The organism is Paenibacillus sp. UASWS1643, from assembly GCF_008693195.1.
Classification (GTDB): domain Bacteria; phylum Bacillota; class Bacilli; order Paenibacillales; family Paenibacillaceae; genus Paenibacillus; species Paenibacillus amylolyticus_B.
On the sequence record NZ_VXKZ01000115.1, the window covers coordinates 440,019 to 453,952 of the forward strand.

Sequence of the window (13,934 nt, forward strand, 5' to 3'; positions counted from 1 at the left end):
ATATTAATTCTACCAGATTTACGACATCTCACTGTGCTTCTCCCGACATCGTGTCTTACATAACTTATTTGTTTCAAATTATAAAATTATAAACTTAGTTGAACTACATACCTGAAATATAAAAAAAGAAGTCACCGCAGGGGTAGCTCCTTATTCGAATTAATGAACTTATTAAAATGGATTCAACTTCATAATAAAGCTGATTGCGAGACTATGTGGACCACTGTGAGAGCAGATAGCACAGCCACCTTCAATAATGTATACATCACGTATACAGGTTTCTTCAAGGATTATATTTCTGATCCATTCTGCTGATTCTGCCTCCAAAGTATGGGCAATGATGATCTGATCATGATCAATACGGTGAATGTGTGAAAGTATACTATCTAGCAGTTTACGGAGAACTCGCTCTTTGTTTCCACGGTATTTCACACCAGAGAAAACTCGCCCTTGTCTTACATAAAGTATTGGCCTGATTCGAAGTATACTCCCAACTAAATGTTGAAGATTATTTACTCTTCCGCCTTTATGTAAATAATCAAGCCCATTTACTAATACGTTTAATTGTACTTCATCTCTCAGCTTATGAATTTTCTCTGAAATACTAAGTGCACTTTGCCCCTCTGCTGCAGCCCTGATTGCCAAGAGAACAATCATGGCTGTTCCAGCCGATACATTTAATGAATCTACCACAGTGATTCGACCAGCCGGAAATTCTCGCGCTGCAATTATTGCGTTCTGATAAGTAGACGATAACTCAGAAGACATACTGATAAACAGTACATCTTCTCCATTTTCAATTGTAGGACTGAATATTCGATTAAAATCAGCAGGTGAAGGTGCTGCAGTCTTTGGCAACTTGCCAGATTCCTCTACCCTTTTGTACATCTCATGGGTATCTATCTCGATACGATCAAGAAACGATTGATTTTCAAATACAATATACAAGGGCACAATGCCAATTTTGTATTTCATGATCCATTCCTGAGGGATATCCGATATGCTATCCGCAAATATGCGAACCTTAGCCATATTCCTTCCTCCTTATTCCTATTTCTTCTGGCTATTCATTACCGACTCTCCCTCAACATCAATATTCGGCAAGATCCGATTTAACCATTTCGGCAAATACCATGCACTCCGACCCAGGATCGTCATAATCGCTGGAACAAGTGTCATTCGAACAACAAAGGCATCAATCAATATACCGAAAGCTAAAGCAAGTCCCATGGATTTGATAATGGTATCTTCTGCGAATATGAAACTGGCAAAGACAGCAATCATGATAAGTCCAGCTGCGGTAACCACTGGTCCGCTGTGAGTCATACCACTTTTAACAGATTGACGTGCATCTCCGGTGTGGCTGTAATCCTCACGCATACGACTCACAAGGAATACCTCATAGTCCATTGCAAGGCCAAACAGAATGCCCGTAATCAAAATGGGCAGGAAATTCAAGACGGGTCCAGGTTCCGGGATTCCGAATAGACTACCCAAATAGCCATCCTGAATGACCCAAACAACAAAACCAAGTGTAGCGCCAAGGGTAAATAGGAATCCAAGAACCGCTTTTATTGGAACCAGAATAGAGCGGAATACCATCATCAACAACACAAATGCGAGACCAACAATCAGTAAGGCAAATTTAGGCAAGGCTTCGGACAGTTTCTCTGAAATATCAATATTAACGGAAGTGGTTCCAGTAACGAGAACTTGAACCTTATCCTCTTTAAAAATCTTATCTGCTTGGTTCCGAATGGACTTTACAAGTTCAGTAGTACGAATATCATGTGGTCCTGTCTTAGGTAAGACATTGATTATAGCTGTATTTCCCGAAGGGCTCGGAATAATGGGGCTCACACTAGCTACACCTTTTAGCTTTTCGATAAATGCAGTAGATTTGGCAATATCAGCCTGAGCATCAGTGCTTTTAGCTGCTTTGGCAACAATAATCAGGGGGCCATTAAACCCTTCGCCGAATCCTTCAGCAAGCAGATCATAACCTCGGCGCTCTGTTGTTTCTGTCGACTTAAGACCATTATCAGGTAACCCAAGCTGCATATGCATGAACGGAAGTGTGCAAACCGTTAAAATAACAATACATAAAATGGTCGTCAACCACGGTTTTCTTGTTACAACTTTGCCCCAAAAATTTTCGGAATTATGTTTCTTCTTGCTTCCTGACCATTTGCGAAGCAATTTGTTCTCACGTGCCGGGCTGATTCGTTCTCCTGCCGCTGCGAGTACTGCAGGTACAAACACTACAGCAATGATTACTGCGACAAAAACACTTACTGCAGCTGCTAGCCCCATCGTCGTAATAAACGGAATTTGCACAACCGACAAACCCACAAGCGCAATGATTACTGTCAGGCCTGCGAATACAACAGAGCTACCTGCAGTTGCATTAGCCTGAGCTATTGCTACATGGCGTTCGAATCCTTCTGCAAGCTGCTGGCGATATCTCGACATGATGAACAGAGCATAATCAATGCCTACAGCGAGTGCAAGCATCACTGCAAGTGTAATGGAGAATGAGGACATCGACACAAAATTTGAACCTATAATAATCGTCATAAGTCCAATTCCCAGTCCGATTACAGCAGTCAGAATCGGCAGACCAGCTGCAAGAAATGAGGTGAATGTGAATGCCAAAATCATGAAAGCAATCAAGATCCCAATGACCTCTGATGTACCTCCAACTTCAAGCTCGGACAGGGCAACACTGCCAGCAAGTTCTGTTTGGATACCCTTATCATTCAAGGAATTTGCAACTTTAAGTGCATGTTCTTTGGATTTTTCGGTTACTTCTGCTGCAGGTAACTTGTAAGTGACATCTGCATAACCAATTTTTTTATCCTCGCTTAATGTATACCCATCATAAGGACTAAGGAAGGATTTTACCGCAGAATCTGTTTCCATATTCTTTAGTGCTTTATTAATCAAATTTTTATTAGCTGGCGTTTCCAAGGTACCTTGCTCTGCCTTAAAGACCAATCTAATTTGTCCTTCGTCTGCTGAGGGGGGGAATTCCGCCTTTAGTACATCTGCTGCTTGTTCAGATTTAGTTCCTGGAATCGTCATTGAACCAGTGAAGGAAGGACCCTTTCCTAAACCAATGGAAGAAAGTAAGATCAATAAAACAATTCCTCCTATAATGATCATCTTACTTTTTCTAACCGACCATTCGCCTAGTCGGAATAATAATTTTGCCATGTGTAATAACTTCCCCTCTCAATTCCCATATCTTGAGTTCGTTTTAAGGACGAGCTCATGGATTCATCATAACTCGGAAGAATAATTAATGAATCGTACAAAAGGGCAAGAAGCATATGTACTTTTGGGAAGAACGAGAGGGAATATTGAGTAATTATCAATCCAATATTGTACACAGTTACACATTTAGAATCATGAAAATTGGTTGAGTCTTTCTTTAATTAGTAAAAAAAAAGTACATTCCTCGGAAATTGCATACGAGGCGCACTGTTTGAATAAGTACTGTGTTAAATTGATAATCCCACTACTTGAACTTGAATTTCACTTACATAAAGACCTGTTAATTCTTCCATATTTTTGCGTAAATAGTTCTGTAATTCGCGACAAACTAAATGTATTTTACAACCATATTCTACAATTACACTCAACTGAATCATTACAATTGAATGATCAACCTTAATATCAACTCCCCTTTATAAAGTTTTAGCGCTTATAATTTTAGCAATTTTTCCAGTAATTCCTGGAGATATCGATTTTGTATCTAAGAAGTTGTTTACAAGTGAAGAATTCCTTTTTCCACTGAGACAGCAACAGCCTCAGATCGTGAATCAACCCCTAGCTTATTATAAATATTAGTTAGATGAGCTTTTATTGTCCTTTCTGTAACACCCATATCAAAAGCAATTTCTTTGCTACGCATTCCACGTGCAACGGCTTGAAGAATGATTAATTCTTTCTCGGTTAACAACGTATTTCTCTCTGATTTGACGTTGCTGACAGGTTCCCTTTCCCTAAATGAAAATACACGCGCTGTTACTTCAGGTTGTAATAATGTTTGACCGCGAAGTGCTGATTCTAAAGTACGAAACAAATTTTCCCGACTTGTATCTTTAAGAAGATAACCTTTTGCACCAAGAGCTAGACCGTTGATCATCAGGTCATCCTCATTATATGTAGTCAAGATAATCACAGGTATCTGAATTTGTTTTTCATGCATCTTCTTCAAAGTGTCCAATCCACCTAGACCACCTGGCATATTTAGATCAAGTAAAACAACATCAGGATTTAGATCCTCCATGAGCTGTAAAGCTGCTATACCTTCTTCAGCTTCGCCTGCTACAGAAAATTTATCATTCGTTTCTAAAATTAACTTGAGGCCTTCTCTTACAACCCAATGATCATCAACAATTAAAACCGAGCTTTTCATTATTGTTACCTCCTATGGGAAAAGGGTAGAATTAACTTAATAACAGTTCCCTGATTATGACTTTCTATTTGAATTTGTCCCCCGATCAAACGTGCACGTTCATGAATTCCTATTAACCCATAATGACCGGATTGCTTACCTATTTTTTCAACATTAAATCCTCTTCCGTTATCTTGAATATATACGAGGAGCTCACCTTTCCAGTGTTCCTCAATGATAATATTGACATGATCCGCTTGGGCGTGTCGAGCTACATTCATAAGCGATTCACTCACTATATGAAGAATATGTTCCATCTTAAAACCAGTTATAGGTTTGTTGATTTGACAAGTGATATCGGTTTTGATGCCGGTGGCTATAGCAAAGCGTTCAATTGTATTATTCATTGCTTCAGTAAAATCAATCGAAGGAGTAGCCCTACTTCTTAAATTGTCAATTGCTTTTCTAGCATCTGCCAAGGTCTCTCTAGCTTGTCCCATCGATCTGATAATAATCTCATGAGCTCGTTCGGTTCTTCCCGTGCTTAGATGGGCATCGACAGCCTCTAACTGCATAATAACTCCCGCTAAACCCTGGGCAAGTGTATCATGCAAATCTCTGGCAATCCTCTGTCGTTCATTAGCAAGCGTGAGTTCCTCAACTTTTTGGTGAGCAAGTTCCAAATCCAACAAAAAAGTCTGTGTCCTGACTCTAGCATTGACTTGCCTATAGAACAGAACAGCGTATGCTACGACAACAATGATCATAAGTAACAGAAGCGGAATTAATACAGCTAATTCTTGCGCACCTTTTGAAAGGTAAATATTCATAATGAAGCAGAAATATAAACTTAAAGCAATGAGCACTACTTTCGTTGTTTCATAAAAGATCGTTATCGTCTGCCCAATTAATACAGGAATTAGACCAATCAACACAGCAGGAAAACCGTCTGGCATCATCATCGCGCTACCAAAAATTAATCCTCCTTGGATTACTACATATATCAATCTGGAATGTTTAATGATGTCATTTACACGCCAGTATAGATATATATGTATCAACATGACTATGCCGAAAAACACACTTGGTAGTAACAAAGGCGCAGCCATCGTTTGCCACACAAGTGTAATGAGGGATACAATGATCACCCATACAATGACGGGTATACGTGTAGAAGCTATCTTATCATCATCGTTAGCAATACCCGAATTCAAAAAACTTGACGGTTCGTTTGTCTTACTCACACGAATCACCTCTTAACTTTGGTTCAATCATTATATAATGAATTGTTGCTGAAGGTATGTACCTTGGTACATGTCCATTCGGGCATTACCCTAATTTTTTTCCAGTGTGAACACTTGGTTTTAACTGTTCAGTAGTCATAAAAAAGAACAGACATGTCATTTCTTTTGATAGTATAATATATCATTTTTATCAAAAATCAAATCTACTAATATTTCTTTGAGTAGTTAGAAGCTTCAAAGTTTATACCTTGTGTTGTGATGGATATACAAAAAACCAAGTACTGTATCACAACAACGTGACAAGTACTTGGTTACCACAAAATGTTACAGGTTGTTGTGAGACTTAAACCATAAGTTTGACATTTAGCAGGCTTTGCTTCCAAAAACTCATGGGAATATTATGCTTACCACACAACAACAATATTTACTCCTTGTTCGCTACAGATTAATAGAATAAGATTGCATTTTTAGTTACATACTACTTCTTAAAAGGAGGCAGCAAACATGATTGAAACTGATTATTTAAACGGCATGAATATTGGGTTAGGCTACAACACAATGACTAACTCCGTTCATCCATCAGCTGCTTTAGACAATATAAATGACACAAGAGCAGTCGTAAATGCAACCGGCCAGAAAGTGTATTTCCAGCTCGAACTTTTGAGCAACAGTTTAAGTTTGTCGGAACAGCTGAAAGTATCCGCCAGCGCCTCACTAAGTTATGGCACTACAAGTGGCAACGCAAAAAGCGCAATTTATTAGTTCGTTTAAGCAAAATAGCTTCACAGTTTACGTAATGGTACGAGTACATGTTGAAAACCAGCAAATACTCCTAGATCTTACAAGTGCAAAAATGAATGATAAAGCAGCCCTGATGTATGCTACGGATATTTTGGAGTTCATCAATCTATATGGTGATTCTTTTGTGTATGGTATTTTAAGTGGTGGGGATTATTTTGGTGTCCTTGAGATTGAAAGTAAGTCTGCTGAGGAGTATAGATCTATCAAAGCTAGTTTATCCGGTAAAGCTATGTTTGGCGTCATCAGTGGAGAAGCAGCTGGTGCCTTTGAGCAAGAAATTAGAAAGATCACCACTTCATATAAGATGAAAGCAAGGATTTATCGTGACGGGGCTGAAGGTGTATTGCAAGGGATTTCTTCTGATCAGCTAATTCAAGAAGCATTAGCCTTCCCTAATCAGGTACTGGGCGGTAAAGGAGTTCCCTTCTCCGTGTTGCTTTTGTCGTATACCCAAATTCCCCATCCACAAAGCCAAAATATTCAACAAATGGGAGATCCAAATTGTCTTGAGAGACTTGGAAAGTATTATGAACGTTTAAAAAGGCATAGGAATGACTTACTGTATGCGATTGAAAATCAGCAATTTTTCCCCGGACTACCATTAACAGAAGTAAACGACCGCCTTGATCAAATCCAAAGCGAAATGGAAAAAGTGGAGGCAGCTGCAAAGGCTTATTCCAGTAATCCGGATGAATGTCCTGAAGTACCAGTTTTAGATGAGTTATTTGTTAATCTAATTCCGCCACAAGTTATCCCATCAAGACTAGGACATCAATGGTAATGGACAATGGGCCCTTGGTTTGCTCTATTTGTTCGAGAGGGGGATACGAATATATTTAGGGGTGACTTTAAATTAGGAACAGAAGTAAGAACAGTCACTCTCACAATCCATGAAAGTGGAAATGACCTTTTTATTATTAGGAAAGATGATGATCCTTTTAGAAGAGACGATTCAGTCTATAAAGGTATATATACCTCAGATAATACAGCAGAGGGGGTTGATTTAGCTGATGAAAACATTAAGTGGACTGTAAAAATAGAGGATTAATAGTAAGTGGATTGGTATCTAAATATAAAATTCACAGTATTTCTTATTAAGTTAATTTAATCCTCACCATAAAAGGCCAGGTTAATAACAGATCCACAAAAAATGTTTCTTCCCTTCCACATCAGCTTGTTCCGAAATCAAGCCCTTTAAGCTTCAGTGTATTCACTAAGTTCCTGAGTTACCTAACTAATGTTACCTACAAATTTTATCCCTGGACTGCCCCTTAATCTGTTAATAAAAAAAGCACCACTTCAGACCCTACTGGGCATGAAGCGGTGCTTCCGCTTATAAAACCATCTTTTAGGTTGGAAGATAATCTTATCATTATCATACGGTTTTAAAAGCTTAATCTTTTCTAGCTTGCAGGACACGAATTGCATGTAGTTCAGCAGAGATTGTCATCCAACGTCACGATTGCCTCTCGATGATATAACATTTTGGAACGAGATATGACTTACGTTCGTGTGACAATAGAGAAAAGCATAATAAGTAAACTTAAATAAAAAGCTTAAGTTTAAAAGGCCGCTAATTTAGCGGCCTTTTAGATCAGATAAAAATTTATTATCTACTTCTTCGCTGAATCAAACCAGTTATTCTCTACCATGTACGCTACGCTTTCTTCAATGGTTTCCAGCAGCGTAAACCTTGGTTTATAGCCGATAAGCCGCTTGCCCTTTTCAATGCTAAAATTTCCGCTACGGGCAATGTGATAATATGTTCTATCAATATAATCTGGATTCTTTGTATATTCACACCATTCATTCCACGAAAGAAACTTGATTCTTTCCTCCTGCTTAAAGTAACGGTACATAGCTTGAGCATACCCTAGTAGAGTAATTGATTCTTCACCTACAGCATGAAAACTCTCTCCTAAAGCTGCCTTACGATGATTAATTGCATTAAAGAAAACTTGGGCTACATCGTCTGCGTGAACGTGATGTAATGTTTCCATACCAAAATTCGGTAGGGCAATTTCTTCGCCTCGTGCAATCCTACCAAAAACCGTGTAATCATGATTAGCAACAGGATTCATAATCACCCAACCCGGACCCGATATCTGGCCTGGCATGATAACAGTTTCCGGAAAACTCTCTTGCCGATAAAGGTGATGCAAATATTCCTCACTTTTAGCTTTCTGAAGGCCATACTCATCCAACGGAAACTTAGGCTGATCCTCTACAATCGGAAAGATTGTCGCTTTCCCATGAGCCCAAATGGATGAACAAAACAAATAATGGGATAAATTCGTATTTTTAAGTGCTTCCGTCATACGTTTTGTTTCCCCTAAGGAAAAGTTAATTAGATCAACTACAATATCTGCATTCAATTCAGCTATTTTCTTCTCGAAATCCCCATTTAATTCTTTATCTCTGTCAAGAATCATTGGTTTGACTTCTTCCCATGTAGGGTCTGCTTTGTAGGGCTTGCTTTGACCACGAGTGATGTTAATGACGTCATGCCCAGCTTTGATTAACTTAGGTAAAAGATACGTTCCAATATGACCACTACCACCAATTACTACAACTTTCATAACATTATCCCTCCGATTTACTTATTTTTGCCAATCTTCCCAGTGGCATTTTAGGTGCTTCTCCATCATTTTGATGGATTTCTTCTGTTCCGGCTTCCAATGCTCTTTTATAATAGTTATATTTAAATTCAATACATTCTCGGTATACTTGTAACTCTTCTATTTGTCTTTCAACCTCCTCTTTCCTATGCCCGAACATTTCGAATCGTTTCTGTATAGATGAATTACCTTCTTTGGTCCAATCAATAAACGTACGAATATCTTTAATAGACATTCCTGTGTTTTTAAGGCAATATATGACATGCAAGAATTCTAAGTCTGCTTCATCAAACACCCTTACGCCATTCTCATTTCTTTTAACAAAGGGTAATAGACCTTCTCTTTCGTAATATCGTAATGTATACGTCGAAATGTTCATCTTTTCAGCTATCTGTCCGATGGTGAAATTCAAACACTTTCCTCCTCAATTAAATTAAATGCATTTCCCTCCTATAGCTCCCCAAATTTAATCTGATACTCAACTCGTCTGGTTTTCCTTACAAAAAGCTTAATCAGAGTATAGGACTTAGAGTTAAGTGTAAGTCAAGGATACGAAACTACAATCAAACTGCACTGTCATTAAAGATAAGCTTGTAGATTTCTTCTTGCTTTCATGAGAATCTTTATTTTTAGCAGTACCTCTTCATGAAGACGAGTAATTCAAAACGACTTGCCCTTTGTTGAAGAAAAGCAGCCAATCACATGGATCAACTGCTTTCTCGGTATTACTAAGTTATCGTTTCTGTTAGCGTAATCAGCGATAAATAAATAAGCTCCAAATTTTTTTAATATATCGCGGCGGATATATTTTTGTTCAAATCTTGTTTCTCTACTTATTGTGTAGAAACAGCCCTTTATGCTTATTGAAAAAATCAAAGTACACTTTTGGATTTTCTAATTCCCACCATTGCTTTATGTCGACTGGATTAGCTTCTAAATCATATATTTTTGTAAACTCCATCGCCAGTAAAAACGGTGAGTGCGTTGCAATGATAAATTGACATCCGCAATAGTGAGCCATTTCCTCTATCATTTTGACAAGTTCAAGCTGCATTTTGGGAGATAGACTGTTCTCCGGTTCATCCAAACAATATAATGTGTCATTTTTAAATTTGGAATTAAAATAACTCAGGGCTGTCTCCCCATTGCTGTTCAGTTTAATTTCGGTGCCCGCGACTCTGCGAATAAACTCCCTGCGTGAAATTGATTTTTTTCTTGAGAGCACCTGTAACCTCAATGCTTCATAATCATCCATGCTATTCATTTTCACTGTATTGCCGAATTTAAGATTTCCCCATTCCGATCTTATATCTTCTGTACTATCCACGATTTCATCGTTGTTTGTGCGGACTGTAAGCATATAATCAAAAATATCATCACTTGTGATTATCCTGCTTCCATTTGGAATTCGATTTTTAAATCCTTCGTCGTCAAGTCCAAGTTCAAATTCACAATGTTCAACATATGAACTGAACAATTCACTTGAATTGAATGGTGCAATACGATTTAGTTCCAATTTATTGGCTATGAGATTTAGAAGTGTGCTTTTCCCAGAGCCGTTTCCTCCATATAAAATTGTGATTTTTGAAAAGCTCAATTCGGAAAACCGATTTTTTGAGAAAATGCCACATGGGTAAGTTTCGTCGACATATCCAAAGCTACCGCCATTGTATGCCATTCTTTGTTCTATCAATGAGGATTCTTCATCTATAGGCAATATGAATTTATCTAAATACATTTTCATTCCTCCGTAATTCATCTAACCTGCTCTTATGTGTTCTCTTCCGTTTCAATTTGAAGTTTTCAACTAGTAAACCTCCTTCGATAATGTGGGAGCTTCCTCTTCTAAAAGCATTGATTGCTCAATCCCCTTCCATTCATAGTCGATGTAGATATTATAGCAGACGAAATCTTCTTATCTTATCTTGGTTGTGCTAATCTGCCCTTTAGCTTAATGAATTAACGGTTATGTAACGATTAGATATACACCTAATCGGGATGTAGCCTCTCATCTTGTCAGTTATCACATACCATCGTGAATATTTTCTTGTTTAAGTGCATGTGATCAATGTTTAGATGTACATCTAATCGGTAATCAGACTATGTTCTTGTCCATTCCGGCAATCGGTACAAGTTCTTGTCCTCAGCTTGGGACAAGAACTTGGTTCCTTAAAACAAAAAAGCCGCTATAATAGTGATTTCGAATGGAACAATGTTCTTGTCCTCGCACACTTCGTGGAATTGAATTGTGCTCTTTTATCTATCTTTACTTATATTCAATACATAATCACTGGACTGTTATTTGTTACAAACAGGGCTTTACACGAGTCCTCGCGACTGTCTAAATACCTCTTCAACCATACTTTACGCTCCGTGGTGAAGTAAACTTCTCTTTGCTTTGCCCCTTTTCCCGTTTACAATGGCCGAGCAGTTTTCCCAATTCAAGTCTTCAATATTTAACTTCTCCACCTCACCTATACGACAACCTGTACCATATAAAAATCCAAGAAGAGCTCTTTCCCGTAAGGTTCACTTAAGATCACAATAAAACCTCCTATAAGAGCAATTAATTCTAGTTTGCTTCAAATAAGAGGTTTTAGACTGGTGCTATTTAAACAAAGTTTCCCGTTAGCTTAAAGCTTATTTGTACACTGCTGATCTTTTAGTTTAGATCTTGTTATCTAAGGAATATTATTTGATGCATCATATGGATTGTTCATTTTTTGCTGTTTTAATTGCTCCCCAACTGGGACAAACGTATTTAAATTTGTAAATGTCTCCATAGCCTCATGGGGATCCTCTTCTTTATATGCGCTGATTAATCTTGATTAACAATTTCTTTAAGACTTGCTTCTCCTCGTTAGTAAGGGCTTGAACGATTTCATCCTCCACCTTTTGGAATGAGTCATTAAAGCCTTCAATCAGCTCAATCGCTTTTGGCAATACATATATATTTTTTTGTCGTTCATTATTGGCCGGGACCTTACGCTCAATGAACCCTTTTTGCTCTAGACCTTGAAGCATGCTTGTAATACTAGCCCCACGCACATGAAACCGATCTGCAAGGTCCTTTTGAATAATATGATTATCTTGGTTCTCATAAATATAGTCGATAACTTTTCCTTGTTGAGCGTTTAACCCTAGTTCCTTTATACTTTCGTCTGCTCTTTTCTTTAATTTAAGACCGATAATCTGAAACAAATCCAAATAAGGCGTATCCTTTTGGGATTGCATGATCGTCCCTCCTAAAATTGTTAGAAAGCTAATTGTAAGAAACTAAACTATACAGTGATCCTATACGAATGTCAAAAAGGTTAGTTTATTGACAGTTAGAATTCTAACAGTTATACTTCGGATTGTTATAAACAAACACATTGGAGGAATTTCAAATGGAGAAAATAAATCAAAATGCTGCGTCAGAACAAGTTACTGCGATTACAAATGTACGTATTTTTGATGGAGAACAAATTATTGCGTCAAGACATGTTGTCATCAAAGGGGAGTCCATTATTGCAGTGGGCGGAGACCTTCCGGTCGATGTAAGGATTATCGATGGAGAAAATGCGACATTAATACCTGGTCTGATTGATGCACATGTCCATACCTCAATTGGGGGATTACGAGATGCCTTAAAATTCGGTGTTACAACAGAACTCGAAATGAACGGCGATTTTACTAAAAGAGGGCGCGAAATTCAGCTAAAAAATATGGATGACATCGCGGATGTTCGTTCTGCTGGTACAGCAATCACCGCTCCTGGTGGGCACCCAGATGAATTACTGCCTGATGGAGATGAAATACCGGAATTCGTATTAAAGGAACTAGAGAAGTTATCGGAGGAAGACCGGGAAGCAATGTTGGTCGCCTACGCTCACGATCACGACGAAATACCTCAAGTGACGACGGTCGAAGAAGCGATCAAACATGTGCATACCCAAGTGGAGAATGGATCCGACTATATTAAGATCATGATTGAAGAGGGAACGGTCATGGGTGCACCTGGCCTGCCTGTTCTAAGTGACGAGATTCTAAAAACAGCCGTCACTGAAGCCCACAAGTTCGATAAGTTGGTCATCGCCCACGTCTTGACGGCTCTTTCATCGAAAGCAGCCATCGATTTTGGAGTCGACGGTTTGGGCCACTTGTTTATTGACAGACCCGAGGGCACGCCCGAATTGGTTACATCCATAGCTAATTCTGGAGCTTTTGTTACACCATGCTTGGTGTTGAATTCATCGATTATTGGTAATCCGGCATCGGAATTGGCGAATGATCCACGAGTTCATTCCAAATTAAGTCCGGATTGGATCGATATTTTGAACTCAAGCTTCAATACGTTCCCACAAGGCAATATGGAGAACAGCTTTAAGAATGTGATGGATCTTCACCGTGCCGGAGTTGATATTCTTGTAGGAACAGATGTCGCACCGGTTCCCGTTCCGAACCTTGGTGGTCTTGCTCATGGGGCCAGTGTCCACCATGAAATGCAGCTGCTGGTGAAAGCCGGGTTCACTCCAATCGAAGCTCTTCAGTCGGCTACTGCCAAACCGGCCCGTTGCTTTGGTTTACATGACCGCGGCCGGATTACCGAAGGTGCGCGTGCTGATCTTATTCTCATAAATGGTGATCCGACCACTAATATTTCTGATACCTTGTCAATCAAATCCGTGTGGTTCAATGGTTCGCAACAACTAGGTTAAAACTAGTAGATTACGTCCTTGCTAATTGTAAAATTACCAAGAAGAGGGACTGCTTAATGCAATCCCTCTCCGACTTTAATCTATTATCCAAATCCTCATTTCAGTAGCGATGTCCAGATCAATGTTCTTCAAATTTAACAAGAAGTTGTCATTCATCCCGCCACTTTTA

At 38.7% G+C, this 13,934-nt stretch carries 14 protein-coding genes; 4 read left to right on the forward strand and 10 right to left on the reverse strand.

Annotated features, from left to right (window positions below):
* Positions 1–171: 171 nt before the first annotated feature.
* From FE296_RS26535 to FE296_RS26555, 5 genes are all read right to left on the reverse strand, one after another.
* The gene (locus FE296_RS26535; protein ID WP_150366949.1) at positions 172–1,032 is read right to left on the reverse strand and encodes a DegV family protein; all 861 of its coding nucleotides are present in this window, start codon (positions 1,030–1,032) and stop codon (positions 172–174) included.
* An 18-nt stretch (positions 1,033–1,050) separates the two neighbouring features.
* Positions 1,051–3,216 carry an MMPL family transporter gene (locus tag FE296_RS26540; protein WP_150366951.1) on the reverse strand — a complete coding sequence of 722 codons (2,166 nt, stop codon included), beginning with the start codon at positions 3,214–3,216 and terminating at the stop codon, positions 1,051–1,053.
* Between the two features lie 287 nt (positions 3,217–3,503).
* Complete coding sequence (locus tag FE296_RS34135; protein ID WP_223869130.1) at positions 3,504–3,677, reverse strand: Asp23/Gls24 family envelope stress response protein; 174 nt, start codon at positions 3,675–3,677, stop codon at positions 3,504–3,506.
* A 92-nt stretch (positions 3,678–3,769) separates the two neighbouring features.
* A complete protein-coding gene (locus FE296_RS26550; RefSeq protein WP_124115078.1) occupies positions 3,770–4,423 on the reverse strand; it encodes a response regulator in 654 nt (217 codons plus the stop codon).
* 5 nt (positions 4,424–4,428) lie between these two features.
* On the reverse strand, positions 4,429–5,646 hold the full coding sequence (locus FE296_RS26555) for a sensor histidine kinase (RefSeq protein WP_223869041.1): 1,218 nt from the start codon (positions 5,644–5,646) through the stop codon (positions 4,429–4,431).
* A 504-nt stretch (positions 5,647–6,150) separates the two neighbouring features.
* On the opposite strand from FE296_RS26555, the gene FE296_RS26560 reads away from it, so the two are divergent.
* The 3 genes from FE296_RS26560 to FE296_RS26570 are packed head-to-tail and all read left to right on the forward strand — an operon-like array spanning position 6,151 to position 7,495.
* A complete protein-coding gene (locus FE296_RS26560) occupies positions 6,151–6,408 on the forward strand; it encodes a hypothetical protein (protein ID WP_150366952.1) in 258 nt (85 codons plus the stop codon).
* Positions 6,368–7,228, forward strand: coding sequence for a hypothetical protein (locus FE296_RS26565; RefSeq protein WP_150366954.1), 861 nt, complete (start codon positions 6,368–6,370; stop codon positions 7,226–7,228). Before FE296_RS26560 ends, FE296_RS26565 begins: the two co-directional genes overlap by 41 nt.
* 6 nt (positions 7,229–7,234) lie before the next feature.
* Positions 7,235–7,495 (forward strand): hypothetical protein, encoded by a 261-nt coding sequence (locus FE296_RS26570; RefSeq protein WP_150366956.1) that lies wholly within the window; start codon positions 7,235–7,237, stop codon positions 7,493–7,495.
* 565 nt (positions 7,496–8,060) lie between these two features.
* Here FE296_RS26570 and FE296_RS26575 read toward each other — a convergent pair.
* The 5 genes from FE296_RS26575 to FE296_RS26595 all read right to left on the reverse strand — a co-directional run bounded on the left by FE296_RS26575 (position 8,061) and on the right by FE296_RS26595 (position 12,299).
* On the reverse strand, positions 8,061–9,026 hold the full coding sequence (locus FE296_RS26575; protein WP_150366958.1) for an NAD-dependent epimerase/dehydratase family protein: 966 nt from the start codon (positions 9,024–9,026) through the stop codon (positions 8,061–8,063).
* A gap of 4 nt (positions 9,027–9,030) precedes the next feature.
* A complete protein-coding gene (locus tag FE296_RS26580) occupies positions 9,031–9,477 on the reverse strand; it encodes a MerR family transcriptional regulator (protein ID WP_150366960.1) in 447 nt (148 codons plus the stop codon).
* A gap of 417 nt (positions 9,478–9,894) precedes the next feature.
* Positions 9,895–10,803, reverse strand: a complete 909-nt coding sequence (locus FE296_RS26585) for an AAA family ATPase (protein WP_190945571.1) — start codon at positions 10,801–10,803, stop codon at positions 9,895–9,897.
* A gap of 626 nt (positions 10,804–11,429) precedes the next feature.
* Entirely contained in the window at positions 11,430–11,534 is a 105-nt protein-coding gene (locus FE296_RS33570) for a hypothetical protein (RefSeq protein ID WP_263364280.1), read from the reverse strand.
* Positions 11,535–11,870: 336 nt separating this feature from the next.
* A complete protein-coding gene (locus FE296_RS26595) occupies positions 11,871–12,299 on the reverse strand; it encodes a MarR family winged helix-turn-helix transcriptional regulator (protein ID WP_150366964.1) in 429 nt (142 codons plus the stop codon).
* 155 nt (positions 12,300–12,454) lie between these two features.
* On the opposite strand from FE296_RS26595, the gene FE296_RS26600 reads away from it, so the two are divergent.
* Entirely contained in the window at positions 12,455–13,765 is a 1,311-nt protein-coding gene (locus FE296_RS26600; protein ID WP_150366966.1) for an amidohydrolase family protein, read from the forward strand.
* Positions 13,766–13,934: the final 169 nt, after the last annotated feature.